General features: G+C 61.9%; 25 protein-coding genes. 15 read left to right on the plus strand and 10 right to left on the minus strand.

Going from position 1 to position 26,158, the window contains the following annotated elements; all coding sequences use genetic code 11:
* The first annotated feature begins 250 nt into the window (after positions 1-250).
* Together RCH10_RS22200 and RCH10_RS22205 are read left to right on the plus strand one after the other, a co-directional pair.
* Positions 251-1,156, plus strand: coding sequence for an ArdC family protein (locus tag RCH10_RS22200; RefSeq protein WP_409054087.1), 906 nt, complete (start codon positions 251-253; stop codon positions 1,154-1,156).
* A gap of 197 nt (positions 1,157-1,353) precedes the next feature.
* A complete protein-coding gene (locus RCH10_RS22205) occupies positions 1,354-1,599 on the plus strand; it encodes a hypothetical protein (protein WP_409054088.1) in 246 nt (81 codons plus the stop codon).
* Positions 1,600-1,684: 85 nt separating this feature from the next.
* Here RCH10_RS22205 and RCH10_RS22210 read toward each other — a convergent pair whose 3' ends face one another.
* The 4 genes from RCH10_RS22210 to RCH10_RS22225 all read right to left on the minus strand — a co-directional run bounded on the left by RCH10_RS22210 (position 1,685) and on the right by RCH10_RS22225 (position 4,973).
* Positions 1,685-2,047, minus strand: a complete 363-nt coding sequence (locus tag RCH10_RS22210; RefSeq protein WP_409054089.1) for a hypothetical protein — start codon at positions 2,045-2,047, stop codon at positions 1,685-1,687.
* A 545-nt stretch (positions 2,048-2,592) separates the two neighbouring features.
* Positions 2,593-3,603 carry a hypothetical protein gene (locus RCH10_RS22215; protein ID WP_409054090.1) on the minus strand — a complete coding sequence of 337 codons (1,011 nt, stop codon included), beginning with the start codon at positions 3,601-3,603 and terminating at the stop codon, positions 2,593-2,595.
* The gene (locus RCH10_RS22220) at positions 3,593-4,117 is read right to left on the minus strand and encodes a hypothetical protein (RefSeq protein WP_409054091.1); all 525 of its coding nucleotides are present in this window, start codon (positions 4,115-4,117) and stop codon (positions 3,593-3,595) included. The genes RCH10_RS22215 and RCH10_RS22220 overlap by 11 nt, the downstream gene beginning before the upstream one ends.
* Positions 4,118-4,211: 94 nt before the next feature.
* Complete coding sequence (locus tag RCH10_RS22225; protein WP_409054092.1) at positions 4,212-4,973, minus strand: PIN domain-containing protein; 762 nt, start codon at positions 4,971-4,973, stop codon at positions 4,212-4,214.
* A 725-nt stretch (positions 4,974-5,698) separates the two neighbouring features.
* On the opposite strand from RCH10_RS22225, the gene RCH10_RS22230 reads away from it, so the two are divergent.
* Positions 5,699-7,828, plus strand: coding sequence for a ParB/RepB/Spo0J family partition protein (locus RCH10_RS22230; protein ID WP_409054093.1), 2,130 nt, complete (start codon positions 5,699-5,701; stop codon positions 7,826-7,828).
* A 55-nt stretch (positions 7,829-7,883) separates the two neighbouring features.
* Here the strand turns inward: RCH10_RS22230 and RCH10_RS22235 are convergent, their stop codons facing one another.
* Genes RCH10_RS22235 through RCH10_RS22255 form a run of 5 tightly spaced genes read right to left on the minus strand, consistent with a single transcriptional unit; the run spans position 7,884 to position 11,177 of the window.
* Positions 7,884-8,273 (minus strand): hypothetical protein, encoded by a 390-nt coding sequence (locus RCH10_RS22235; protein WP_409054094.1) that lies wholly within the window; start codon positions 8,271-8,273, stop codon positions 7,884-7,886.
* A gap of 9 nt (positions 8,274-8,282) precedes the next feature.
* Complete coding sequence (locus tag RCH10_RS22240) at positions 8,283-9,503, minus strand: zeta toxin family protein (protein WP_409054095.1); 1,221 nt, start codon at positions 9,501-9,503, stop codon at positions 8,283-8,285.
* A gap of 2 nt (positions 9,504-9,505) precedes the next feature.
* Positions 9,506-9,988: a hypothetical protein gene (locus RCH10_RS22245; RefSeq protein WP_409054096.1), complete on the minus strand. Its 483-nt coding sequence runs from the start codon at positions 9,986-9,988 to the stop codon at positions 9,506-9,508.
* Positions 9,985-10,764 (minus strand): StbB family protein, encoded by a 780-nt coding sequence (gene stbB, locus RCH10_RS22250; RefSeq protein WP_409054097.1) that lies wholly within the window; start codon positions 10,762-10,764, stop codon positions 9,985-9,987. Before stbB ends, RCH10_RS22245 begins: the two co-directional genes overlap by 4 nt.
* Positions 10,761-11,177: a hypothetical protein gene (locus tag RCH10_RS22255; RefSeq protein WP_409054098.1), complete on the minus strand. Its 417-nt coding sequence runs from the start codon at positions 11,175-11,177 to the stop codon at positions 10,761-10,763. Before RCH10_RS22255 ends, stbB begins: the two co-directional genes overlap by 4 nt.
* Positions 11,178-11,758: 581 nt before the next feature.
* Between RCH10_RS22255 and RCH10_RS22260 the strand changes: the two genes are divergently transcribed.
* The 5 genes from RCH10_RS22260 (at position 11,759) to RCH10_RS22280 (ending at position 19,225) form a co-directional block, all read left to right on the plus strand.
* A complete protein-coding gene (locus RCH10_RS22260; protein WP_409054099.1) occupies positions 11,759-12,112 on the plus strand; it encodes a hypothetical protein in 354 nt (117 codons plus the stop codon).
* 7 nt (positions 12,113-12,119) lie between these two features.
* On the plus strand, positions 12,120-13,748 hold the full coding sequence (locus tag RCH10_RS22265; protein WP_409054100.1) for a type IV secretion system DNA-binding domain-containing protein: 1,629 nt from the start codon (positions 12,120-12,122) through the stop codon (positions 13,746-13,748).
* A gap of 16 nt (positions 13,749-13,764) precedes the next feature.
* Positions 13,765-16,770, plus strand: a complete 3,006-nt coding sequence (gene mobF / locus RCH10_RS22270) for a MobF family relaxase (protein ID WP_409054101.1) — start codon at positions 13,765-13,767, stop codon at positions 16,768-16,770.
* A gap of 285 nt (positions 16,771-17,055) precedes the next feature.
* Positions 17,056-17,412, plus strand: a complete 357-nt coding sequence (locus RCH10_RS22275) for a molybdopterin-dependent oxidoreductase (RefSeq protein WP_409054102.1) — start codon at positions 17,056-17,058, stop codon at positions 17,410-17,412.
* The gene (locus RCH10_RS22280) at positions 17,402-19,225 is read left to right on the plus strand and encodes an ATP-binding protein (protein WP_409054103.1); all 1,824 of its coding nucleotides are present in this window, start codon (positions 17,402-17,404) and stop codon (positions 19,223-19,225) included. Before RCH10_RS22275 ends, RCH10_RS22280 begins: the two co-directional genes overlap by 11 nt.
* Here RCH10_RS22280 and RCH10_RS22285 read toward each other — a convergent pair.
* Positions 19,119-20,027: a helix-turn-helix domain-containing protein gene (locus RCH10_RS22285; RefSeq protein ID WP_409054104.1), complete on the minus strand. Its 909-nt coding sequence runs from the start codon at positions 20,025-20,027 to the stop codon at positions 19,119-19,121. The two genes, RCH10_RS22280 and RCH10_RS22285, sit on opposite strands and share 107 nt — an antisense overlap.
* 236 nt (positions 20,028-20,263) lie before the next feature.
* On the opposite strand from RCH10_RS22285, the gene RCH10_RS22290 reads away from it, so the two are divergent.
* The 7 genes from RCH10_RS22290 to RCH10_RS22320 are packed head-to-tail and all read left to right on the plus strand — an operon-like array spanning position 20,264 to position 26,158.
* Entirely contained in the window at positions 20,264-20,875 is a 612-nt protein-coding gene (locus RCH10_RS22290) for a transglycosylase SLT domain-containing protein (RefSeq protein WP_409054105.1), read from the plus strand.
* Positions 20,876-20,923: 48 nt separating this feature from the next.
* Complete coding sequence (locus tag RCH10_RS22295) at positions 20,924-21,298, plus strand: hypothetical protein (protein ID WP_409054106.1); 375 nt, start codon at positions 20,924-20,926, stop codon at positions 21,296-21,298.
* 8 nt (positions 21,299-21,306) lie between these two features.
* The gene (locus RCH10_RS22300) at positions 21,307-21,672 is read left to right on the plus strand and encodes a hypothetical protein (RefSeq protein ID WP_409054107.1); all 366 of its coding nucleotides are present in this window, start codon (positions 21,307-21,309) and stop codon (positions 21,670-21,672) included.
* The gene (locus tag RCH10_RS22305) at positions 21,672-24,185 is read left to right on the plus strand and encodes a conjugal transfer protein TrbE (protein WP_409054108.1); all 2,514 of its coding nucleotides are present in this window, start codon (positions 21,672-21,674) and stop codon (positions 24,183-24,185) included. The genes RCH10_RS22300 and RCH10_RS22305 overlap by 1 nt, the downstream gene beginning before the upstream one ends.
* On the plus strand, positions 24,185-24,919 hold the full coding sequence (gene virB5 / locus RCH10_RS22310; protein ID WP_409054109.1) for a P-type DNA transfer protein VirB5: 735 nt from the start codon (positions 24,185-24,187) through the stop codon (positions 24,917-24,919). The genes RCH10_RS22305 and virB5 overlap by 1 nt, the downstream gene beginning before the upstream one ends.
* Before the next feature lie 5 nt (positions 24,920-24,924).
* On the plus strand, positions 24,925-25,191 hold the full coding sequence (locus tag RCH10_RS22315; protein ID WP_409054110.1) for a hypothetical protein: 267 nt from the start codon (positions 24,925-24,927) through the stop codon (positions 25,189-25,191).
* A gap of 13 nt (positions 25,192-25,204) precedes the next feature.
* Complete coding sequence (locus RCH10_RS22320; RefSeq protein ID WP_409054111.1) at positions 25,205-26,158, plus strand: type IV secretion system protein; 954 nt, start codon at positions 25,205-25,207, stop codon at positions 26,156-26,158.

Raw genomic sequence — 26,158 nt, forward strand, 5'->3', positions numbered from 1 at the left:
CTTGGTATGCGCTGAGGCGGCTCCGAAAGCAGATGTTCAACCCCCGCGGCACGCCCCGCAGAAAGGCACAGCCATGCAAGCAACGCAATCCTCCCGTCAGCGCAATGCGAAGTCCCCAACAGCCGCGGGCTTTCCCCCCGCGCCCCCCGAGGACTCACCAAAAGCAGATGGCTTCAGAGACCGAAGGACTTCCAGTCGACCCGGCGGCCGGATGGATGTCCGGCAGGTCATCACGGACCGGATCATTGCGATGCTGGAAAAGGGAGGCAACGTGTTCCAGGAACGCTGGACGCGAGCTGCTTCGCGCGGTATGCCGCGCAACGGCAGGACGGGTGCGCCGTACCACGGGGCCAACGTGCTGCTGCTGTGGGATGCGGCGATCGAGCAAGGCTATGCATCGAATGTCTGGCTGACTTACAAGCAGGCCGAGGGACTCGGCGCGCAGGTGAGGAAGGGCGAGCGTGCGGTGCTGTGTGCGCACTTCGAGCGCAAGGCGAGAAAGAGCGAAGGCCGCGACAACGATGCGACGTCTCGTGCCGGCAGTGAGGACGCCAATGCTGATGAAGAAGCCCGCTCCAGCGTTCTGATCTGCATGCCGTTCTGGCTGTTCAATGTGGCGCAGATCGATGGCTTGCCCGCCGAGGTCGTCGACCTTTGCGTGAATCCGACGGTGGCACCTAACGGGCCGGTTGAAGGTGCAATGCGGCTGCTTGGTGGCTGCGATGCGACGATCCGCTACGGCTTCGAGCGGGCGATGTACCTGCCTACGCTGGACGAGATCCGGTTGCCCTGGCCGCGGCGCTTCACGAGTGCGGAGGCGCACTGCGCCACGGCCTTGCACGAGCTGGTGCACTGGACCGGACATGCTTCACGCCTGAACCGTGAGTACGGCCGGCGCTTCGGTGACGATGCTTATGCCTTCGAGGAACTGGTCGCGGAACTTGGGTCGGCCTTTCTGATGGGACATTGCGGTCTGGTCGAGGCGACAGTCGAAGGCCATGCGGCCTACCTGGACTCGTGGCTCAAAGTGCTGCGTGGCGATCGCAATGCGATTTTCACGGCGGCCCGGCATGCGGGCGAGGCGTACGAATCCATCCTGACGCGAGCTATGGCCGCATTTGACGAAGACGACAACGTCGCCGAACAGGCGGAATGAAAGACGCGCACGGCGCGCTTTGCGCGCCGTGCGGTGACAGGTTTCGCGCATCCGGGTAAATGGCCTCATGTGCCGTGAAAGCCGACGCCGCAATCGGCGTGTCTGAGGGAACTGCGTCCGGGCATCGTGATCTATTTACTTCCCGCTGTGCACTGCTGGCGGTTCAATGAAGCCATGTCTAATTTTTCTGAAAGCCTATGCAGGACACCCTCGAACTGATCATCGACGAAGCGATACCGGGCCATTGCTTCTGGACCCTGGTCAATCAATATCAAGCTGGCGAAAAGCCATTCGTCGCGGACTTCGCGATTGGACCGCTGCCGAGCAGACAGTCCGCCATCGCTGCGGGCAATGCCTGTCTGATACGCCGCAGAAGCGGCACTTGGGGCGTGCCCGTGTGGTCACCTGGCCAGACCGCCCAGCGGCCTTCGGCCGAGCACTGAAGGCTTTCGTCCTTCAGTGAGCTACCGCTGCTTCGCGGGCGCTGTGTGCGTGTCGCCGACACCGCCCACTGCACATGGGGTACGTTCATTTGACCAGTGCAGCCGCAGCGTCACATTTGAGCGGCAGGTGGACCGCCCGTTCTGCGATGGCAAGCGCTCTGGACTCGGCCTCGCCGTAGCGCTGAACGGAAAATGACCGTCGCAGCGTGAGCGTGGCGAAGATCCGGGTCTGTGCCAGCCAAGTCGCGGCCAGCGTTGTCGCATTGACGCGGCGCTGCACGCCCGCAATGCCGCTCACGTTGTTGCTGCGCAGCCAGGTGGCAGCGTCGAAGGGCAACGGCAGTTCGTGCGTCGCGGCGGGGGCCTCGCGCAGCGAGGGCTCGGCCGGGTGGGTGAGGGGGAGGCCGGCCATCTGCATCAGTTGCCGGGCCCGCTCGGCGATGGCCATCGTCCGTGCGGCTTCGCCCCAGCGGGCTTCGCTGAAGGCTTTGGTCAGGATGCGGCCGGGACCTAGGTAGGTCTTTGCACTCCAGATTACGCGCCGTCCTGCGGACTCTGCCTGCCGCGTCACGCCGTGCCCTGGCGCACCAGCATGACGTCCCAGGTAAGCGCTGTCTTGCGGATCGCGTACAGCGCCAGTGAGTTGAATTTGCCGATGGGTATCGCGCCTTGCAGCGCAAGGCGCGTGATCGGAATGGCCGGATCCTAGGGCCGGGCGTGTTCAGCTACGACCCGCGGGGTCTCTGTGCGTTCCGGGGTGCACTGCCTTTGCCCGGTTTGGCGTCTGGCCCCGTGTCACCTTTCTATGGCGTCGATGCGTGGCTTCGCATCTCTGGTCGCGGCGTCAATCGCCGCGGCCTCGTCATTGCAGCCTGTCGACATGGTGGTGGTCGGCAGGCCTGTGTCGATCTCGTAGGACCGGCGCCAGCAACCGCCCACGTAGACCGTGGCGATCGTACAGGGGCACGTTTCGTCGACTTGCTCGAACGCAGCTCAATGCGAGGTGACTCCGCGCGGTGGCACGAAGAAGGGATTTGCAGTTCCATCAATCATTTCGAATACTAGGCCACGACTTTTCAGAAAGACCAACGCCAAATCCGCAATGCTCATGAGCTCGCGCCCACTCGCCCAGGTCTCGCGATCGGCGCGCAGCTTCCGGCAAGCATCACTGATGTTTCTCCATTGCTCGACCATGCCGAGTTGCACGACCCGCTGCCAAAGAACAGGCACGGCCTCGAGAGGGGATTTGCCGGCCGCATCCAGGTAACCTGCCGCCACGGCGATGCCCTTGAAGAGAAACAGGGTGGCTTCGTGCATTCTCGCTGCGAGCAACGCGATGTCGGGTTCCCGCGCGTGAGCAAGCGGCGCAGCGTCGAGCACATCGAGATCCTGCCCAAGCGAGTCGATCAGGGCCTCGAAGGGCCTCGTGGTCGCCATCGGTCCGATGTACCCCAGCACACCACTCCAGTAGCTCCCAAGTACATCGCGCGCCAGAGTGAAGTGCTGCAGGGAAAAAGGAGGCAGACGGGCCAGCCAGTCATCCGCGGCAAACTTCATCTTCATGTGCGCGTAGAAATCGACCTGGGCCAGCGTCGACGCGATCAGCCACATGGAGTGTGTAGTCGGTTCGTTGTTGCCGAGGGAGTCCGGAAAGACAGGATCGTCCCGCGCAAAGAAGACATCGACTGTGCCAAGGTCCACCAGGAAGATCGGTATGCCGTCGGCACCGTTTCGCGCCGCCGGCAGTTCGTGACCGACCGCTGCCTCCAGAGCGGCAATTGCGGCATTGATGTTGTCATCCCGTACGACGGTGACAGCGCGCAGGCGCTCGAGGTGCAGGCCCTCGTGGCGCTGCTTCATGCACTCAACCACCACGCCGAACCATCTGACCCGGGACTGGCGCTGCGCTTGGGTCCCGGCAACCTTAAAGTCCCATCGGATATCCGGCAGACCTCGATCGACGTCGCGCATCAGTTGTTGCGTCAGCACATGTTCAAGTTCCATTCGGATCTCCGGGAACACCGGCCGGCGTCGCCGGGGCATTGGATGGGCCAACGATCAGGTCGCGCCATTTCTGGGATGTCATGCGATGCGGTTCCAGCAAGGACTGAAGTCGCCGGGATGGACGTGTCGTCGTGTATGACCGCTGGCGGGCCCAATGCGGCGTCGCCGTCCATCCCATCTCCTTCGCTATTGCGACCGCGTCCGGGTACAGCAGGCCATAGGTCACGGCGTCCTCGGCCGAGCCCAGATGCCAGACGTGCGCCAGGACGAGGTCGGAGATCCGTTCGTTCTTGCGATCCACGCTGAAGGAGGAGCCCGTCGCCGCCTTCATCTGGATGGGCTTGGCGATGAAGGAGCTGACCCTTGATGCCAGATCGACGTAGGCGATCAGGTCAACGCAGCGATCCCGTACGGGCATCCCGACCTCCAGGCCCGCCCTGAGCAGTTCGCTGATCAAGCGATTCCGGCCTAGAAGCGCCACCGTCTGGGAATCGAATTCGCGTGGGTTGCTCATGGAAAGATGGCACTCCGGTGTCGAAGGTTCTTGCACGCGGGACGGGTGTTGGCGGCGCATCGATTGCACCCCGGCCGGATCAACAGAGTGGCTTTCAATTTCCGGCGACCCTGCTGTAGCGAACGTTTTCGCCCTCGATCACTGCAACGCCCGTGTTTTGCAGGTGCTTCAAAGTGTTTTCGAGTGACTGTCGCGAGGCCGCGCTCCCGAGCATGTTGCTGATGTGACGAAGAAAGCCCGCTTTCCGGGATGGCCGCCCTGCGCCCATCTTTGCGAATGCTCTGACTAGACGCTCATACGCGTTGGGGATGGGCGCTGAAGCATTCGTCGCAGCCGGTGTCTCGGCACCGACTGGTGTCTGCTTGACGCTTTTGCGCAGGACGACCTTTTTGACAGGGGCGCGCTTGACGACCACGGTGGCTGACTTGGCTGTGGTGGAACTCGGGATTCTCGTCGTCGCGCTTGTCGCCCGCGCTACCACTGGCTTGCCTGGTGGTTCATACCCAGTCCGTCTTACCTTGAAACCCAACGTGATCGCGTGGTCGATCATGGGCTGGTATCCCGTGTCGTTGGCGATCACGACGAGGTGTGCCTCGGGGTGCTTGGCCGCCACATAGCCCAGATAGAAGGACAGGTGGAAGTCGAGTGCGTTGGGAACCCGCCGCGTGATTGGTACCAGTGTCGCGCGCTTTCCGATGCTTGACTCGAAGGTGCTGCTCAAACGGGTCTGGTGAGGTCCGTGGAATATCCATGCGTTCGCATAGCCCGGCGCAAGGGCTTCCAGCACCTCGACCGGCGGCTGAACGTTTTCCAGGTCGACCAGGATGTGAACCTCATGTGTCATGGCGTGCCGCATAGGCGCCACGGCCGTTGCGGCTTCGGTGGTGACAGCTCACCGGAGTGTTCGGATCGTCGGTTCGACGATGCTGGCTGCGTCATGGCACTTCTCCGGTGTTTTTGTTGTTGCCCGCGCATCGTCGGTGAAAACAGCCTGGGCGTGCAGGCCATCGTTGAACCTAGTCGTGAACTCTCTCACGGTGCGGGCCGCTCGGAGGGTCGGCGTTGCTGCACATTGGGCGCCACCCGGCTGTGCCGGGTCGGGCTGCTTCAGGTTCGCGCAGTCGCGCTCATCCCCTCGCGGGGACGGGGCTGCTGGCCCGCCTTGCGTATCCCTGGCGCGTCGGGACTGCGTCCCTTGGACTTCCGGACTGCACTGATCAGACCTGCCTGCGGAAGGTAGAGGCGCTCGCCGCGCGGCGGTCGCGGTGCGCGCAGGCCTCGGGCGGTGCTGCCGTGCTCCTGTGTCTTTCGCCATTTCCGGTGACTCTGCGCCCGCGGTGCCGTGGGACCGGCTGCGCCTGCAAGGGGGTGTTCATAACGCTGGCGCGTTACGAATGCTTCCCCCTTGCTCCCCCGTCCCCGCCGTCGCTGTCGTTCACCGGGCGAAGACTCAGGAGAACGGCGGCCAGCAACGGGCAGGAGGTCCGTGCGAACCGCAACCCTTCACCGAAGGGCTCCAGATCTAGAAGCCCGGCATCTCTTCAACGCAACTTCAATGCAAAGGAAACCGAAATGACTGTCATGACCCAACCCAGTGCGCCAGAGAACAAGACGGGGACGCGCGCACGCAAGCAGACAAAGACGACCAAGTTGGCAAAGGCACCCAAAGTGCCGCCAGCAGCAAAAGCAGCAACGACAACAGCGAAGGCCGTAACGACAAAGACAACGACCACGGCGAAGATGTTGGGCGTAGCGCCTGCGGCTGCGACCTTCACAGAGCGCGAGGTGCTGGTGCCGCTGGACCAGCTCTTCATCAGCGAAGCCAACGTGCGAAAGGTGCATCAGGACGACGGCATTGCCGAACTCTCCGCGCTGATCGATGCACAGGGGCTGCTGCAGCGTCTGTGCGTGGTGCCGCACGACGATGGACGCTGTGCGGTGGTGGCCGGCGGGCGGCGGCTGCGTGCCATGCAGCTTCTCGTGAGCAGCGGCCGCTGGACCCCAGCGCAGCCGGTCGAGTGCAAGCTCGTCGATAAAGCGCAGGCAGTACAGGTGTCGCTGGCGGAGAACTCCGGGCGACAGGGCATGCACCCCGCTGACCAGATGGAGGCTTTCAAGACATTGATCGATGAAGGCCTGACGGTGGGGCAGGTGGCTGGCCGTTTCGGTGTCTCGCCGCTGACGGTGGAGCGACGCCTCAAGCTCGCCCGACTGGCGCCGCGCTTCATGGACCTCTATCGCGCAGACGAAATCGAGCCGGATCAACTGATCGCACTGGCGCTCGTTGACGACCACAGCGCACAGGAAAGCGTCTGGGATGGCCTGAGCGTCCACAGCCGCAGCGCATGGCGCATCAAGGAGGTCGTCACATCGGAAGCCATCAGCGCCGATAGCCGTCTGGCGATCTTCGTCGGCCTCGACCACTACGAGGCGGAGGGTGGCCGCGTCCGGCGCGATCTGTTCTCCTCACCGGATGACCTTTCCGGCGTCTATCTCGAGAGTCCAGAACTTCTGCAAACGCTGGCAATGGAAAAGCTGCGCGGCGTGGCAGCCGTGATCAAGGAAGAAGGTTGGTCTTGGTGCGACTGCATGCTCGAAGCGGATGCCATGACGCTGCGTCACTACGGAAGAGTGCGGCAAGAGGAACGCGAGCCGACGCTCGAAGAAGCCGAAGCTATCGAGCGCCTTGCCGCCGAACAGCGCCAGCATGCCGATGTCTATGAGAAGCACCTCGACGAAGGCGATGACAGTGCCGAGAACTACGACGAGATCGAACGGCAATTGTGCGAAGCGGTCGACGTCGCCGAAGAGAACCTGATGGCCGCACGGGCCGACTTGCTGCAGTGGAGCCCAGAACGATTGGCCAGCGCAGGCGCGACGCTGCGCATCGACCGGCACGGCGAGGTGGTTGTCCAGCGCGGGCTGGTCAGGCCCGAGGACCGCAAGGCTTCTCGCGGCGCAATGAGCGATGAAGGCGACGACGAATCCGCACCGCGCGACGTGGTCGCCAAAGCCAAGCCCGAGTTCAGCGAGCCCTTGATGCGTGACCTGACGGCACACCGCACCGCTGCCATTCAGGCGGCACTGATGCAGGACCCGCACATTGCGCTGGTGACCTTGGTACACCGCATGGCGGAGACGGTGTTCAGCCTGCACGGTGCGGGCGACGATATCGTGAAGATGACGGTGCGCATGACCGGCGACAGCACGCTGTCGCAGGAGGCGAGCGAGTACCCGTACAGTCCTGCAGCAGCGCTGCTCGGTGCAGCAGAAACGGAGTGGGGCGACCGCCTGCCGGGATCCCCGGCGGCTCTCTTCCGCTGGCTGCTGGCGCAGCCGCAAAGCACCTTGCTGGAACTGCTGGCGTACTGCACGGCGCGCACTGTGAACGCCATCGCGGCAAGGCCGCGCGGCTTCAACCACAGCGACGCGCTGGTGGAGGCGTTGGACATCGACATGGCTGACTGGTGGGTGGCAACGCCTGCTTCCTACTTCGACAGGGTGAGCAAAACCAAAGCAATGGAAGCGGTGAAGGAAGCGACCGGCATTGATCCCGGAGCGGCGACCGCAGGCCTGAAGAAGGACGAGGTCGTGGCGTACTGTGCAAGCAAGCTGGAAGGCACGCGCTGGTTGCCTTCGCCGCTGCGCCGCTCCACTGCAGAGGACGTGATCAACGCCTTGAACAAGGAAGGCGGAAATCTCTCGGATTAGTTCTTTCCGCATCACTCAAAGCCGACGGCCGAGCCGTCGGCTTTTTTGATCCGTGCTACTTACGGGCAGCGCTGCGCATCTTCTCCTGCCGTTCCGCGATGCGCGCCATGTCGCCGCGCTCGATGCGCTGAGTGATGTTTTTGCGCGCACTTGCCAGAAAGCGGGCGCTCTCCTTCGCATCGTATTTCTCCGCTTCGATGACTGCCGCCCCCATCTCCTCAGTAGCGTATTCGAGGTGCGGATGTTGCCTCTCGAAGTCAAAGCGATCCATGGCCCTGAAGGCCGCACCTTCGCGGGCTAATCGCAATAAGCCAGCTGCCTCTTCAAAGGCCTCGCAGCGCTTAAGGGCCTTGTTGCGCCACGCCTGCGTCTGGCGTTTGACCTGACGTGGAAGGGAAGAGTCGCTCGTCAGTCGCTGCGCCAGCGTCTCCCACTGCAAGGCCACGCGGACCAGCTACTTGGGCGAGCGCATTCTTTTCTGTAGCGCATCCAGTGCAGTCCGGGCTGTCGGCGGCCGATGCCATTCGCCATGAAGCAGGCTGTTCCCGTGGTGTTCGCGCGCGTCGCTCGAGACGAGCTGGAGCTCGTCTACGCTGCGGTACTGTTCCACCACGCCGACAGCGAGGCGGAAATTGAACAAGCCCATGTCGTGTTCTTTTTCGAGAACGAAGCGAGAGGGAAGTCCGAGCGCACGCACGCGCTCGAACTGGGCCGTGGCGTCGAGTGCGCTGTCGTCGGAGTGGGTGACGACGAAGACAGCCTGTACGGTGTAGCCGCCGTCTCGCAAAGCAGCGGCCATCCTGTGGACTGTCAGCGGGTTGCGTGGCTCCATCGCAATCTGCAGGTGCATGCCCATCCGACCTGCATCGTTGACGATGCGTTCAAACCAATAGTCGATGTCCGAATGAACCGACCCGGCGTGCAGTGGCTCGCCGCCTTGCCCCGTGCGCCAGGCAGGGTGATACGGCCGCAAACGGTCGTCGCTGAGCACGACCATCTCACCCGTCTCCAGAGTGATCTGTCTGCGCAGCCGCGCTGCGGTCGACAGCACGGCCGCACCAGCCTGTCCAACGACCAGCACAGCCGCCGGAGAGCTGGATGCCGTACCCCACGAGAGCACATCAGGACGGATGCGATGTTCATAGATGGCGTCGAGTTCGTCCTTCGACAGTTGCAGCTGGCCGATCTGGTTGGGCGCCGCTGCGGTGAGCTTGTCGTGAGAGGTGCGGAAGCGTTCAAACACCCTGGCAACTGACTCGCCATCCTCAGGATCAAACTTCCTAAGGAGCGAGCAGGCCTCAGCGCGTTCGCTAGTCACGCGCTGGACCTCTTCCTCGCGTGCACCCGCTTGCTTGCCTTCCGTCGCTGTGTTTGCCAACCATGTGGTGGCATCTGCGACGGTCTGATGCAACATGGCAATCGCCACCTCCGCATCCAGAAACGGGGTCATCTCAGCCCAGTAGCGCGGCTCGTAAGTGTCGAGGTTTGACGCGGCCGCAAAGCGTGCGCGAACACTATCTTGCTGGTCAGGCGAAGAGTTTTCAACGCGCATAAAGGTCACCATCGAACGGATAAGGCTTGGCAGATGAATGCCTGCTGCCTTTGATAAGTCATGCGCGCGCTTGGCCAGCTCACGTGCAATGCGGAAACGAAGATTGGGACCAGTGCTCGTCATGTTCACTCCAATCGCGTCGCGGTCTGGACCTTGGTTCGCGTTGCGGTATCCAACGATGGCCACGCCATCTGCAAAGCCCGGCCGATGCGTGCCTGCTCCAACAAAGGACCGGCGGCTGCCCAAGACACGGCGCCGACCAGCAGTCCCGACAACAGCGCGCTGCCCGCGCACGCAGCCCATAAGGTTTGTTTGCTCGACGTTGGGCGCACCCCGCCCGATTCACTCGGCCATCCTGATTGCTTGCCCGACTGCAGGGCCGCCTCGATGCGCGCCGCAGAGCCGTTGAGCTTCCTGCCGGCTTCCAGCAGGGCCGGCTGAACATCCATCGAACGCTGCACCAGTTCGCCCAGCGTAGTGAGGTCGGCATTCAGTTCCTCGCGCACCTTCGTCAGCGTCTGCGTCGCTTCCTCGGCACGCTGCAGCAAAGGATCGACATCTTCCAGCAGCAGCCGCAGTGCGGCATGCTGGGCGCTCGCTGGATTCATGCGTGCTTCCTTCCCGCCGGAGCGGGCTCGGTCGCGCTGTGATCCGCAAAGATCAGTGCATGGACGCGCGTTAGATTGTCATGGGCCGTCCTTGCAAGGTCCTGTGTCATCTGCGCTGACATGGCGCGCTCCAGCGCGTCCATGTCGCCCGCCCGCTTGGCTTCGCCGCGTGCAGCCTTCCAATCGGTCGTGCTGCCCGCCAGTTCGCGAACGAACTGCCCGGTTTCCTTGGCCAGTTCATAGACCTCGTTGCGGTCGATGACTGCGTGGGGTTCAAACACGGCCTTTTCTCTGCCGCCTGCAGCGGCATAGCCCACCACCTGCGCATAGACGATGTCGACTGGGTCCAGTGCATCGCTCGCGTACTGGTTGAAGACCACCCGGACCTTGTGCGCATCCAGACCCAGATCGTGCAGCCAGTCGATCGTCGCGATGGTGTCGCGCTGCTGCTTGTCCGCTGGCACAGTGGGCACGAGGACCAGGTCGAACTCACCCACGGCACTCTTGAAGCGTTTCATCTCGGTCATGAATGCCGCGACATTGGAAGCACCGACGTCCACGATAACGTTGTCGCCCATCATGATCTCGCGGAAGATTTCCTTGAAGCGGCTCGCGCTCAGGGCTTCGACATCAAGTCCCTGAACATCGTTAGCCGCGGTCGCGTTGACCGACTCCACGCTCACGATGCGGGCACCGGGGGCGTACGCCGCCAGCAGGTGCACGGCCAGCGTGCTCTTGCCGACGTTGCCGGAAAGGTTCAAGACGCAGATTTTCATGTGAGGTCCTTCGGGGAAGGGTTGCGAAGACGCTGGCGGTAGTTGTCGATCGCGATGCGCCGGTAGTCCTTGGAGGCAACTTCCTGTGCGCGGCGAAGGGAGTCCATGACGCGGGTGGCGGAAGACGTGCCGGTCGAATCGCTCGACGAAACCACTGACATGCGTCCATGCGAAAGCCCCGACTTCACGGATGTTTCCAACGCGGGTGATGGCGCATCGAAGCCGTCTGTTGCATCAGCACGCTCGGCAGCGTCCACCGGCCGCTCGTCGCGGTGCGGTTCGCCAGGACTCGCGAGACTTCCACTGCGTTGCGACTTGCGTGCACGTTGCAGCGCGCTGCGGTAGTTCGCGGCGGTGATTTGGAGTCCGCCGGCGGTGATGGCTTGGTGAATCGAACGGTGCGAATGACCCACCCGGACGGCCTCCAGGATCGGTTCGCAGAGTCTGTGGATGACTGTGGACTCGCTTCGCAAGTCCTGTGTGACAAGGTCTGCGGTGCGCTGCTGAAGAAGAACAAGTGGAGTCGAGCGGGCCATGGGGTCTGGTCAAAACGAGCATTGATGACTATATTTTGCGCATGAATGCCGGAAATGTCTTGTTCAAATGTATCAAAGTGCTTTTTTTCGAGGATGCACCTTGGGTGCAGTTGAGGTGCAGAAAGGGTGCACTCAGCATGCAGAGTGCACGCACATTGCACGCAGTCTGGATGCATTTCGGACGCAGAAAGGATGCAGTCTTGCCACAGATTGCCTTCGGCCTGCTGTCACGCTCTCGGCCCATCCTTCGGATCGGCCGACCCGTTTTTCGTACCAAAGACTGCGTTTTTGCGAAGGGCAATGGGTTCACCGACGCGCCTAGGGTCGATACACCATACGCACCTACCAGGTGCCCGCAAACCCGCATGCAGCCTCGAAAGTCCGGTATGACCGGACATTGTCGAGGTACGACCCCGCCCCCGATAACCCGCATGGTTGCTTGCTGAGGAGGTATGACTATGGCCAGCATCGTCTCGATAAAGTTCAACGACGAGGAAGCCGAGGTGCTGCAGCGCGCCCATGCCGCCTCCGGCGTATCGGGCTTGAGTTCGCACATCAAGCAGGTCTACTTCGACGCGCTGAAGCTCAACGTCGGCGTGCTGCAAGACATCCGTAGCGACCTCGATCGCCTGGGCGACGGCATCGAGCGATTGCGCGAGAGCGGGAACGACCGAGGCGATCCCGAGATGATGTTGAGCATTCTTTGCGGCCTCTACGTGATGGTCCGCAGGTCGGTCGGCGACAGCGTGCGAGCGCAGGCTGATCAGGCGCTCGACGTCGCTGCCATCGAGAGTTACCTCAAGGCGCGGTGAGGGCTTCATGTTCGTCAACCATCGCACCCCTGACAACAGCTTGCGGGCACAGCTCTCGCTTGTCGTCTTCGCGGCAATCGCCGCCGGCTGGGTTGCCGGTGTGGCGGTTTGCTACCGATTGCCGGCGCCGCTATTCGCCAAGGGGCTCTGGTACGCAGCCAAGGAGACGCCATGGATTCCGCTGCTGTGGATCGGTCCAGCGGTCGGCCTCATGCTTGGTGTGCTGGTGTTCGCGGTCTGCGCCAAGCGCTATGCCAACCACTTCGGCGGTTCTGTCTTCGTGACCCGGCTGCGTGGGCCGAAGATGGTCAGCCAGATCCTGCTGGCCGCACAGACGCGCAAAGGCAAAGGGCAGCTGCGCTTCGCCGGCATACCCATTCCGAAGGACGTCGAGAACACCCAGTTCTTCGTCGGCGGCTCGACCGGCACCGGCAAGAGCGTGTGCATCAGCGACTACATCGAGAGTGCTGCGGCACGCCGCGACCGCATCATCTGCGTGGATCCGGACGGCGCCTCGATGCGCTACTTCTACAAGCCCGGCGATGTGATCCTGAACCCCTTCGACAAACGAAGCCAGGGCTGGAGCATCTTCAACGAGATCCGCACCAGCTTCGACTGCGAGCAATACGCCATCAGCCTGATCCCGCGCAGCCCGTCGACCGAGCAGGAGACTTGGAACAGCATGGGCCGCACGATCGTCAGCGAGACCTTGACGATGTTGCTCCGGCAAGGGGCCGGCACAACGGAGCGGCTCGTTTACTGGCTCACGACGGCCAGCAATGACGACTTGAAGTCTCTTCTTGCAGGGACACCGGCCGCCGGTTGCTTTCATGGCGCGCCGGACACCTTGGCAAGCATCCGTACGGTCTTGACCCAGTACATCACGCCGCACAAGTACCTGCCGTCGGGCGACTTCTCGTTCCGGGACTGGCTCGACCGCGGCCATGGCAGCCTTTGGATCACATGGCGTGAGGACATGCTGCAGGCACTGAAGCCGTTGATATCCTGCTGGGTCGATGTGACGTGCGCCAGCGTGCTGTCGATGCCCGAGGAACCTGGTCGGCGTATGCATCTGGTCTGCGACGAACTTGACTCGCTGGAGAAGCTGAACTACATCATCGATGCGGCCACCAAGGGCCGGAAGAAGGGCCTTCGAATCATGCCCGGCGTGCAGTCGCTGGCGCAGCTCAACGACACCTACGGCAAGGACGATGCGCTGACGTTGCGCAACTGCTTTCGAAGTGCGTTCCTCTGCGGCATCGGTGAACTCGACACGTACACGGCCGAGGAATTCTCGCGAGGGATCGGCGAGCACACAGTGCTACGGCGTGCGCCGAGCGTGTCCGTTGGAACCGCCGGCGGCAAGGGCACGCTCTCGCACCGGCAGGACACCGAGCGCTTGGTCTCGCCAGCTGAGTTCCATCTTCTGCCGAACCTGACGGGCTACGTGAAGCTGGCGGGCAACTATCCCGTGGCGCGCGTCACCATGAAGTACAAGGCACGGCCCGTGGTGGTCGCCCCCATGCTCATGGCAGACGGATTCCATGACCGACCGCATGCCAGCAACCTGCTGTTCACGGCCCCGGTATCCGGGGCACCGGCGCCCGCCACCACAACCGCAACCGCTACCGCGTAGGGCGCAAGGCAAGTTCATGCTCTCCTTCAAGTTCGTCACCAGTGCTGCGGGCGCCGCGCATTACTTCGAAACCTCCGACGACTACTACGGCAAGGAGGGACACCGCGGCGAATGGATAGGCGCCGGTGTGCTGGATCTGGGCCTGGACGGCGCCATTGCGATCGATTGCGACACCTTCCAGAATTTGCTCGATGGCCAACTGCCTAACGGCAAGCGCATCCGTTTGAGCCAGACCAAAGCGAGCAAGGACAGGAAAGGCATCGACTTCACCTTCAGCGCACCGAAGTCCGTCAGCATCCAGGCTCTGGTCAAGGGCGATGCGCGGATCGTGGCGGTGCACGACGCGGCGGTGAAGAAGAGCCTGGAGCTGATGCAGGAGTTTGCGGCGACCCGCAAGAAGCAGGCGGGCCTGTCGTTTCGTGAACGGACCGGCAACCTGGTGGCTGCAACCTTCCGTCATGAGTTGTCGCGCGCGCAGGACCCGCAGCTGCATACGCATGCGATCGTGATGAACCTGACGCGGCGCTCGGACGGCGAATGGCGAGCCTTGTCCAACGAGGACCTGCTCAAGAACGTCAAGGTGGTGGGTGCGTTTTATAGAGCTACGCTTGCGGCTGAACTCAAAGCATTGGGCTTCGATCTTCGCGAGACGCGCAAAGGCGGCTGGGAGCTGGCGCACATTCCCGATGCGGCCATCCAGCACTTCAGCCAGCGCAGCCAGGAGATCGAGCGACTGCTTGCGATGCGGGGGCAGGACCGTGGGAGTGCCACGACAGCACAGAAGCAGATCATCACGCTGGCCACGCGGCAGAAAAAGACCGAGAGCGACCGCGCGTGGTTGCGCGCGCACTGGCTGTACACCGCGCGCGAAGCCGGGGTCGATCTAGATGCACAAAGTGGCTTGGTCCATGCCGTGCGTCACCATGTTGGCAAGGCTGGTGAAGCCATCAGCGAGACCCTGACTGGCAACAGCAAGAGCAAAAAAGCCGCGGACGATGCAATCGACTTCGCCATCGCGCATCTGGCCGAACGGCAAGGCATCTTCTCGCGCGGCGAGTTGCTCGAGGTGGCTTATGGACGGGCCGCCACGCGCACAACCCCAGCCGTCGTTGGAGCCGCACTTGGACGTGCAGCGACTGATGGACGCCTTTTGCCTGAATTGCCGCTGTACCAGACTGCACGCTCTTTGAACATCAGCGCCGGCGAGCTGGCGCGTGATCCCAATGCCGCACGCTTCAAGGGGCATGACGACATGGAGAAGCTGACCCGCGCGTCGTGGGTGGCGCTCACCATGGCAGGTCGCGGCCAGACGCAGCTGCAGGCGGAGGCTTCCGTGGCTTCTGCGATCCAGCGCGGGGCACTGGTAGCTTCCGAGGCGCGCTTTGCCACACCGGAAGCCCGGCGCAGCGAGCTCCACATCCTCGCGATGGAGAAGGCGGGTCGCGGCGCGGTGCCTCCCATTGCGTCGACCGAAACGGCCGCGGCCATGCTGGCGTCCGGCGACCTGAACGCGGGCCAACGGGAGGCCGTCGCCATGGTGCTCACCGCAAAGGACCGCGTCATCGGCATCCAGGGTCTGGCCGGGACCGGCAAGAGCCACATGCTGAGCAAGGCCGTGGCGGGCATCAAGGCGGAGACGACCCGCATGTCCGGCAAGCATGGCTACAGGGTCATCGGTCTCGCGCCCTACGCGTCGCAGAACGAGGCACTGGCATCGATGGGCATGGCATCGCAGACACTGGCTTCCTTCCTTGCACGCGTGAGTGAGCACAAGCGGCTGGACCGGCACGCGATCATCTTCCTTGACGAGGCCGGTGTGGCCCCTGCGCATCAGCTTGAGAAGCTGATGGCGATCGTAGAAAAGCGGGATGCCCGGCTGGTGCTGAGCGGTGACCGCAAGCAGACCCATGCGGTCGAGGCCGGCAAACCCTTCGAGCAGCTGCAGGACGCGGGCATGACCAAGGCCTTCCTCACCGAGATCAAGCGCCAGAACAACGAGGAAATCCGGGCGGCCGTGGTGCATGCCGCCAACAACGAGGTGCCACGCGCGGTCCATGTACTTCACAACGCCATCGTGGAGGTCCGGCAGGACGCACGACGTCACGAGAAGATCGCCGAGGCCTATGTCCAGTTGCCCGAGGCCGAACGCCGCGAGACCCTGATCGTCGCGGGCACCAACGACGCACGCCGCGCAATCAATGCGCGGGTGAGGGAAGGCCTGTCGCTGCAGGGCAGCAAGCCAGTTGAGGTGCTGAACAACGTCGACATGACCCGTGCTGAACTGCGCTCCGCGCAAAGTTACGAGGCCGGTCAGATCCTCGTGCCGCAGCGGACCTATGGCAAGGACCTCACCCAGGGTGAACAGCTCACCGTCGTAAGCCATGACCTGCAACGCAACACCCTCACCGCGCAGCGCGAGAATGGTCAGAAGGTCGTCTTCGATCCATCACAGCAGTCGATGCTTCGCGTCTACGAAAAGGAGACCGTCGACTTCGCACTAGGCGACTGGGTGCGCGTGACGGCCAACAACAAGATGCTCGGCATCTTCAACGGTGAGCGCTATCAGGTCGCTGCGGTGGATGCCACGCACGTGTCTCTGCAAAAGACGAGCAAGGACGCCACCGCCCGCGATGAGCTTCGTATCGACTGCAGCCGACCCATCCACTTGCAACACGGCTATGCGACCACGATCCATTCGGCGCAGGGCCTCACCAAGAACCGGGTGCTGGTGGATGCCAACACCAAGAGCCTGACCAGCAACCGTGCGGTGTTCTACGTAGCCATCTCACGTCCCTGCAACGACATCACCTTGTTCACCGACGACGCCACCAAACTCGGTGCGGCCATGAGCCGCGAGCCCAAGAAATTCGCGGCGCTCGAGCTTCGCGATCAACGCATTGAGTCCGGAGTCGTCAAAACAAAGATCGATAGGACCGCTGCGCGCCTCAGGCTGGCGGCGCAAATAAGGATGCGCCCGCCGCCTACAGCCACGCGGTCCGGCGAAGCGACAGTGAATCGCTAGCGGCGCAGATCTTCATGCTTACATGTGTTCCCGAAAGATCCGCGGCCGCTGCCCAGGGTGCTCGAAATGATGGCGCGAACGGTGTTGTTGGCCTACTTCATTTGCGGAGCCGCTTTGCTGTCATCTGGCGAAGCGGCGTTGGCGCAGTGCGCGCCAGATGCTTTCCTGACGGTGGGAAGACCGGCTGCTCCGGTCGCTGCGACGATGCCCTCCCCATCGGCCTCACCCGCGCCTGCAGCCGCCGCGATACCGGCTGCTTCAGCGCAACCCTCTACGCTCGTTCAGTTGACTGAAGCACAGGTACTTGCGCTGCCTGTCGCGACCATTGAAACAGGCACGGACTGGACCGAGGGGGTCAGCCGCTTCGAGGGGCCCCTGCTCAGCGATGTTCTCGGCCTTGGGCCAGGTCGGGCGGGCGCGATAAGCGTCGTTGCCCTGAACCACTACGGCGTCACGATTCCGTTGAGCGACCTGTTCAAATTCAAGCCGATCCTCGCGTATGCGCAGAACGGTGTTCGGCTTCAACCCGATGACTTTGGCCCGTTGTTCATCGTCTATCCTCGCGACCGGTACAGCGAGTTGCGTACCCCGAGCATGGCGGCACGTATGGCATGGCAGGTCTGTCGAATCGATGTGGAATGAAGTGATGCGAGATTTGCGCAGCCGCTGGAACCTCTACGCCGTCAACGTTGCGTTTCCGGTGTTGTGTCTGCTGGTCATCGTCTGGGGATTTGCTTCGGACGGGTCGGGGCTCAGCAATAAGCCGGATGAGGGCGTCTACTGGTCCGCATCGCAGTACCAGATCCAATTCGGCAAGCTTCGCGAGGAACTGCTTCAGATCGTTGCCGCGCAAGACGACAGTGCAGCGTCTGTTGCGCCGCCGGACATGAAGGAACTGCAGCAGCGCGCGAACAACCTGAGCTCGCGAACCAAGCGACTGATAGACCCATCTCCGCTTCACGAAAGCTTGCGCTCCGTGTCGGGCTTCGATGAACGGGCGGCAGCCATCGCAGCGTTTGACGCGCAGATTCGCCAATCGATGAAACGGGACGTGTTGATGCGTTCCGATGCGCTCAATCTCTTGAAAGCATTCAGCGCCATGGACGGCACAGTCGAGGGGTTTGCCAACGCTGCGCGCCAGCGGGAAGAGTACGACCGCACAGAGCAGATCGAACAGCTGCGACAGAGGCGCTGGTTCACCTTTGCGGTGACGGTATTTTTGCTCGGCTGGCTTGGCTCGATCATCAAGAAGCGACGCAGCGACCAGCGCCGCGCGACCGAACTCGAAGCTGCACTCGCTGCAGAAGGGCAGGCAAAAACTGCGCTCAAAGAATCGAACAACACCAGGGCGCGGTTTTTGAGCATGGTGAGCCACGAGTTGCGCTCTCCTTTGCAGGTCATCGTGTCGTCAGTGGATCTGCTCGAACTCGGCACACCCGAATTTGCCCGACGCACGGCGGTGGCCCGGATCCGCCGCGCTTCTCTGATGCTGGGCGTTCAGCTGCGCGACCTTTTGACGATCGCTCGAGGAGAGTCAGGACGATACGAGGGCAATCCTGAATCGTTCGAAGCCACGGCGTTTGTGAAAGACGTTGCCGAGGTCGCCGCGCATGCGGCCGGCGAAAAAGGCTTGAAGTTCACGATGAACCTTCCGGCGCACCCGGTCTTTGCACGGGCGGATGTGCAGCGCATCAGCCAGGTGCTGGCCAACCTGGTGAGCAATGCATTGAGGTACACACAGGTCGGTGAGGTGTCGCTGGAACTTGTCGAGCCGGATACGCCGACGGGACTGATGGTGTTTGTCATTGCCGACACGGGTCCTGGGTTGCCGCAGGCCGGCGTTGAGCGCCTTCACACGCCACTGACACGCGATGAGCAATTGCGCCCGCGTGAGGACGGCTCCGGCGTCGGCCTGACTGTCGTGCGCACGGTGCTAAGCCATCTTGCCGCCGAGATCCAGGTCGACGTCCGGGAAGGCGACGGAACGCGCTTCACGGTGACCATCCCAGTCGTTTACGAGGACGCCAATGAGTTGCCGTCGGACGCTACGCCGGATGGTCCGGTGCTGCTTGTGGACGACCGGCCAGACGTCTCAGCTTCGATCGCTGCGCTTGTAGAAGGGTATGGCCATCCGTGCGAGGTTGCACGGTCCGCGGGCGAGGCCGCCGAGCTTCTTGCCCGGCATACCTTTGAGACCGCATTCTTCGACCTCGATCTGGCTGGATCTGACGGCGTTCAATTGGCTGAACAAATCCGCCGCGAAGCCGGGCCCAACCAGAACACTTACATCGTGGCCATCACCGCTTCTCGTCAGCGAATACCGCCCGATCTTTTCGACGAAGTCCTGATCAAGCCAGTTGAGAACCTGCGGGTCTGGTGGCATTTAGCCCATCAATCAAGAGGGCGGACACGAGTTGTGGCCATAGGACCGGTTTCTCCACCATCTGCGCCTTGAATCGAATGGTTGCCTGGCCCACTTCGCTTGGATCGGCCATGCCGTTGCGTGTCTTGCCTGACAGGATTACGAGCGCCCGGTGGTCTGGCAGACCCCGGACAGCGACCAAGAAGGGCACGGCCGTTGCACCACCTGGAAGCAGCCAGTCCGCCACGTAGCCGTCGAATTCGTTCTTGGAGATCGCGTCTTCAAAGTCGGCCGCGCTGTAAAAAGCCTTCGCGTCAATACCGGCGGCACGCAGCATCTCGCAGACCGAATTCGCGACATCGCGCTCGTCGTCGAATACTGCGACACGCCGCGCAGGTGTCTCGCTTTGGTCGATCTCCAACCGGGCAATGCCACGGGCTTTGAGTCCAGACGCTGCGGTCGCGGGGACTACGACATAAACGCCCCCTTCTTCCATTGCCACGAGCGACCCGCGAACACGAGGCGAATGGGAGTCGGCATCATCGATCCCGGCTACTGCGAACCCTGAGGCCTCCGAATCATCTTCGAGCCAGATTCGGCAGGGGACCGCCAGCCCACCGACATTGAGCGTGGCTTCGATGCCAGTGGACGAGGTTGCACCCAAGACCTGCGCCAGGCTCTCGCCGAAGTGATTCGCAAGCTTCTGGAAGTCGTCCAGTGTCCAAGCCGAACTCTTGTTCACGCGCTGGTGCGAGGCCGCGCGGGACAGATTGAAAAACTCTCCGACGAACGATGCGTGGCGGTGCTTTGGGAGATCGTGACGCTCCAGAAGGGCTCGAACCAGTTCGACAGCCCGGGAGCTTGCTTCGTCGTCAGAGGTTGGAATTTCGCTCATTGGTGGGTGGATTGTCTCGAATTGTAAATTTAGCAGCACAAGGCCCCGGCGGCTGGCATAGTCTTGTCAGACGAATCAAACGACTTCAACTGATTTGTTTGAGCGCTCATTTTTGCTGTTGCGTTCACTTGTTTCAATAAGTTGTTTGTTCTAACGAGCTTGTGCGCAGCGATCCGGAAGGCGCGGCAGCGGCAGGCACACCCGTAACCATATTTCGGAGAACCGCAATGGTAGCGATGGCTGCTTTGCTAGACGAGTGCGCACCGCAAGTTTCGCCGGTGCTGATGCAGGCGCTGGTGCGGAGCGAGTCGGCTTGGCAGCCGTTCGCGATCGGTCTGGATCGCTCGCAGGGTGCTGTGAAGCAACCGGCTTCATTGCTCGAGGCAGTGGCCGCAGCAAAAGAACTGGCCGCAGCAGGCCGGAAATTTTCGGTTGGCTTGGCGCAGATCCATGTGAGCAACGTCACGCTCTACGGCATGACATGGGAGCAGGCTTTCGATGCTTGCCAGAACCTGGCCGTGGGCCAGAAGATCCTGTGGAATTTCTATCACCGGGCATCCGCTTCCGGGTACTCCGGCGTTGCGGCTATTTGGGCGGCCTTGCGTGGCTACAACTCCGGTGGTGTCGATCGTGCCATCAGCGACGACTACGCCAACCGCATCTTCGCGTACATGAGCAGTGCACCGCCACAGGTGCAGATCGGCGGGGGCGTTCCAGTTCCCAAGCCGGCCAACGACAAGGCGACGCTGCCTTTCTCCGTGGCCGCTTCGCCAACGCCATCCGGCAAGCCCGAGCGTCCCGGCGAATCTCCCGACATCTTCGAAAAAGGGAAGCCTACCGGCTTCTAGTTCTGTCCATCCCGACCATCACACCGTTCACCACCTTCCGGAGGATTCATGAAAGAGCAAGTCACCGCAGCCCTGTCCACCATCGACCCTGCGCGGGTACAAAGAGCGGTCAGCATCGCCCGGCTCGTAGGCGCCGTCAGTGCGTTCGCATTGGCTATGGACCCTGCAATCGCGCAGAGCCTCAAGCAGGCCGGCGTCAACATCTTCAACGCCCTCTACGCCGTTGTCGGCGTGATCGGCGCTATCGCTTGCCTGCTGACCCTGCTGAACTGGGTCACCGGCAACTGGCTGGGACGCGACGATCCTAAGAAGATCTTCTTCCAGGCGCTCCTGGGTACTGCGCTGGCTTTCGGTGTCGTCGCGATCATCCAGTTCATCAAGGACATGGTGGGCGGCTCGTCTTCAGGCGTCTCGAATCTCTGAGGTTTGGCATGACCGACACAGAATCGCGCTACGAAGCACGCTATGAAGAGCCGGCGCTGGAGCGCGCCGTGATCTACCGCGGGCCGCAGGCGCCCGTGCTTCAGGCCTATGTGCCGCTGCCGGTCTTCGGCGCCGAGTGCATGCTGCTCTTGTTGGGCATGCGCCTCTTCGGCTTCTGGACGCTGCTTCTCCTTCCACTGCACATGGTCCTTGTCCTCAAGACCAACGACAACCCGTTCTGGGTGCGTGACCTGATGGCGAGCTACCGGCACCGGTGGTTCGCTCAGAACAAGAACGCACATGGCGACGGCGTCGTGAGCTTCACGCCGCATGTCACCCGGCGTGGCCGGCGCGACCGGCAAGAGGCCCTCTGATGTCTGCAGTCCCCAACACGAAGACCGAGCGCAGTGTCGCCAGCTGCCTGCCGTACTCGCAACAGATCGACGACCACACCGTCGTGACTTACGAAGGCGACTTGACGCAGACCATTGAGGTGCAGGGCTTGCCGTTCGAGACCATCGGCCACAAGGAACTCGACAACCTGAACCAGCAATGGTTCTCTGCGATGAACAACTTGGCACGCAGCCCGAACGTTGCCTTTTGGAGCCATCTGGAGCGCCGGCGCGTGCGCTTCGATCTTTCTGGTATCGACTACGACAATGACCTCAGTACCGAGTTCGCACGGCAGTACGCGGCCAAGTTCGACGGCGAGCAGCAGTTCGTCAACCGGCTCTTCGTATCGCCCGTCTATCGGCTCGCAGGCAACAAGGCGGACCGCGCGAGCATCCGGTTCTCCAAGCGCTCGAGCGAGGGCATGACCGACTTGCGCCTTCGCGCACGCGATGAGCTGTCCAAGCTGGCGGCCCAGCTGATGGCGAGCTTGAAGCGCTACCACCCACGCAGGCTCGGCACGTATTCGAACCAAGGCGCGCTGTGCTCGCGCACAGCCGAGTTTTACTGCCGTGTGCTGAACAACACCGACCGGCACATCCGCCTCGACGCGCACGAGCTCAGCCAGAACCTGCAGACGGCAGCGCTGAACTTCGGCGCCGAGACGGTGGAGATCGAAGGGGCGTCGGGATCGCGCTTAGCGGCGGTGCTCACGCTGGTCGCGCCGTACCGCGCGGAGCAACTGGACGCCAAGGTCTTCGATGGCTTGCTGTCGTCGTCCTTTGAGTACGTGCTGTCCCAGTCGATCACGGTAATGGCCTTCGACAAAGCCGATGCGCTCCTGAAGACCCAGTACAACAAGATCAAGTCCACCAGCGACAACGAAGAGCAGATGACGGAGGTGGCGGCTGCCCGCACACAGCTGCAGGCCGGCAAGTTCTCGATGTTCGAGCACGAGCTGATCCTGGTGGTCTACGGCGACTCGATCAAAGAGCTGAACCAAAGCGTCAACGCAGCCGTGACGCTGCTCGACCAGAAGAGCATGAACATGTCGCGCGAGCGTGGCGGGGCGCTTATCTGCGCGTACTTCAGCACGCTGCCGGGCAATTTCAAATACGGGCGCATCCGGGCAATGCCCATCAGCAGCAAGAACTTCTCCAAGTTCTACCCAATGCATAACTTCCCGCGGGGCAATGACCGCGGGAGCCAGTGGGGTGCGCCCATCGCCTTGCTGAAGACCGCAGCCAGCAGTGCCTACTTCTTCAACTTCCACGTGAGCCGCGACCGGTTGCTGGAGCAGGGCATCCGGCTGGACTATGAAGACGAGCTTTCTGTTCCGAGTGAGGGCGGGGAGGAGGGTTTGGCAAACGACAGCGCCGCGTCGTCCGCCCAAAAGGCGCATCGCAAAGAGCTTGGGAACTACAAGATCGTCGGGCGATCGGGTGGCGGCAAGACCGTACTCAAGCTCGCGCTCCGGCTGCTTGCACGCAAGCAGCACATGGCCCGCGGCAAGCGCCTGAAGATCTTCAGCTTCGACAAGGACTACGGCGAAGAGATCTGCATTCGTGCCATGGGCGGGCGTTATTTCCGCATCGCCGGTGGCGAGCCCACCGGAATGAACCCGTTCTCCCTGCCGCCTACAGCGGAGAACATCGCAGTCATCTTGAGCATCCTCTCCTGGAACGCGCAGTTCGATGGCAAGTACGCCATGACGCACAAAGACGAGGAAGACCTGTTGCGCAGCATCCGGCGTGTCTATGACCTGGACCCGAAGGACCGCCGTTACTCCCGCGTCCGAGACTCGCTGCCCACGCACAGGGAGAACAGCCTCTTCAATGCGCTGGGCCGCTGGTGCGATGACGGCGCCTTCGCCTGGGTGCTGGACAACGCAGAGGACCGGTTCGACCTTGAGGGCGCCGACACGTTCGGCTTCGACATGACGAACTTCCTGGACATCGAGGAAGCGCGCACGCCCATCCTGCGTTACCTCACCCACAAGATCGCGCAGAACGCCTCGGGCTCACCGCACATCATCGATATCGCCGAAGCCTGGCGGGCACTGAAGGACCCGCTCATGCAGACCTTCATCGAGAACAAGGGCAAGACCATCCGCAAGGAAGACGGCGTCATCGGCCTCGATACCCAGGAGCCCAGCGACATCAGTCGCTCGCCACTGGGCAGCACGCTGCTCTCCCAGTTCCCGACGCAGCTGCTTCTGCCCAACGGCGAGGCCGAGCAGGCCGACTACATCGACGGTCTGAAGCTCACGCCGCGCGAGTTTCACCTGATCAAGAACACGCCCGAGAACTCGGGCCAGTTCCTGCTCAAGAAGGGGGCCGAGTCTGTCGTCGTGAAGATGGACCTGAGCGGCATGGACGACATGCTGTCCATCCTGTCCGCGAGCCTGGACAACGTCGAGGTCATGAATGCCGCGATTGATGAGGTTGGGTCCGATCCCAAAGTGTGGTTGCCCATTTTTCTGAAAAGGAGAGTGTGATGAGAGTGTTCAAACGTACGAAGCGTCTGTTGTCGGGCATCGCCGTTTTCGCGGCGCTTGCCGGTGCGGGCACTGGCGCGCATGCACAGGTCCCGGTGACGGTCACCACCGATCTGCCGGCGACCATGAACCAGATCGAGACCATCATGAAATGGACCGAGCAGCTGAAATCCATGGGCCAGCAGCTCGACCAGATGAAGCAGGTCTACGGGACGTTGCAGGGCATGCGCAATCTGGGCAGCCTGATGAACAACGACCTGCTCACGCAGTACCTGCCACAAGACTATGTCGGCGCGGTGCAGGCACTGAAGAATGGCGGCGGCGGATCGTTCGCGGGCATCTCGGGCTCCGTGAACGACATCGTACGTGCGAACCAGCTGCGAAGCTGTGCCGAGCTGAACAGTGATCCTGCAATGCGCACGACCTGCACGCAGCAGTGGCAGCAGTTGGCGCTGCAAAAGCAGATCGGTGACATGGGCTATCGCAAGGCCTCGGACAACATCCAGAACCTGCAGACCTTCGTGGGTTCCATCAACTTGTCAACGGACCAGAAGGCGATCTCGGAGGTGCAGGCGCGTATTCAGGTGGAGACGGTGCGTATGCAGAACGAGCAGATCAAGCTGTCGACCATCCAGGCAATGGAAGAGGCAGACCGACGGCTTCAGCAGCAGTCGGCGATCGATAACTTTAATGCCGGCATGACGCGTGGGTCGGCTGGCGGCATCAGGTTCTGAAGATCATGAAAAAACAAACGCTTGTCCAATCTGCGACGCTGATTGGAATCGTGTTGGTTGCTGGGTGCGGTAAGCAGGAGTCACCTGTTGAAGCCGCGAAATTCGATCCTGTGTATATCGCAGCTGAGGCAGACAAAGGAAATCTGGGCCCGCTCACTGAACTCAACGCCGCTTGCAAGAGTGAAGTCGAGAAGAACGGCAAGCGCCTGTCCGCATGTAACGCGCAGGACGAAGTTCGGAAGCTTTCCAAGCCGATCAACATCCGATTCTGATGCGGAGAGCGACGTGGGCGACAACATCATCAGCGATATAAACAACAACTTTGAGCGAGCCCTCGGCGGGTTCTATCAAAGCGCTTCAGCCGGCATTTCCGGCTACGTAATTCCTATCGCGTGGGTGCTTCTCGGGATTTGCATGTTGATTTGGTGCTACCTGATTATCGAGGGCAAGGTGGCAATGCCGATCACAGACTGGCTTCTCAAGTTTGTCGGCTTCATGGTGGTGCTATATGTCATGGGGAATGGCTACTTGTCATGGGTAGCCACGCCGCTGTTCGAACTTCCATCCGAGTTGACACGCGCGCTTAGTGCCACGTCCGGCAGCGCGCCAGACCTGCTGGGTCAGGTGAACGAGAAAGTTGTGGATCTCGTCTCAGCCATGTTTACCGCTGGCACGAGTTTGATCAAGGAGTTGGCGTTTGGGCCAGCCATTGCGCTGTTCCTCATGGGCGTGCTTGTCATCGTCGCGGTCTATCTCCTTCTTGCAGCTGCACTTTTCTCTGTCATCTTTTCGAAGATCGGGCTGAGCATGGTCTTGGCCGTTGGTCCCTTCTTCGTGTTGGCGCTTGTTCTGCCTCAGACCCGGAACTACTTCTACTCGTGGCTCAACACAGCGCTCTATTTCGTCTTTTATCACGTGTTTTCGGCGCTGTTCATCTTCATGTTTATCGGCATCGTGCACAGCTATGTCACCAAGCTCAACACGACCTTAGGGGGCGTCAGTGGCGGTGGAGGTGTGTTGTCAATGGTCGCGCGATTGCTGGGTGCCAGCGGTGAAGGGCTCAACGTTGCCGCGATTTGCATCCCCATCCTTCTTATCTCGCTGGCGATGTTCTTCATGTTCCTTCAGATCCCCACGATGTGCTCGTCGCTGACCAGCGGGAGCGGCGGCTCCTTTGGCGCTGGCCTGACGAATCTCACGCATGCGAAGTCGCTGCTGAGCAGGTCAAAGGCCGACTAG

Origin of the sequence: Variovorax sp. GrIS 2.14, from assembly GCF_046115955.1 — a bacterium.
Taxonomy (GTDB): Bacteria; Pseudomonadota; Gammaproteobacteria; order Burkholderiales; family Burkholderiaceae_C; genus Variovorax.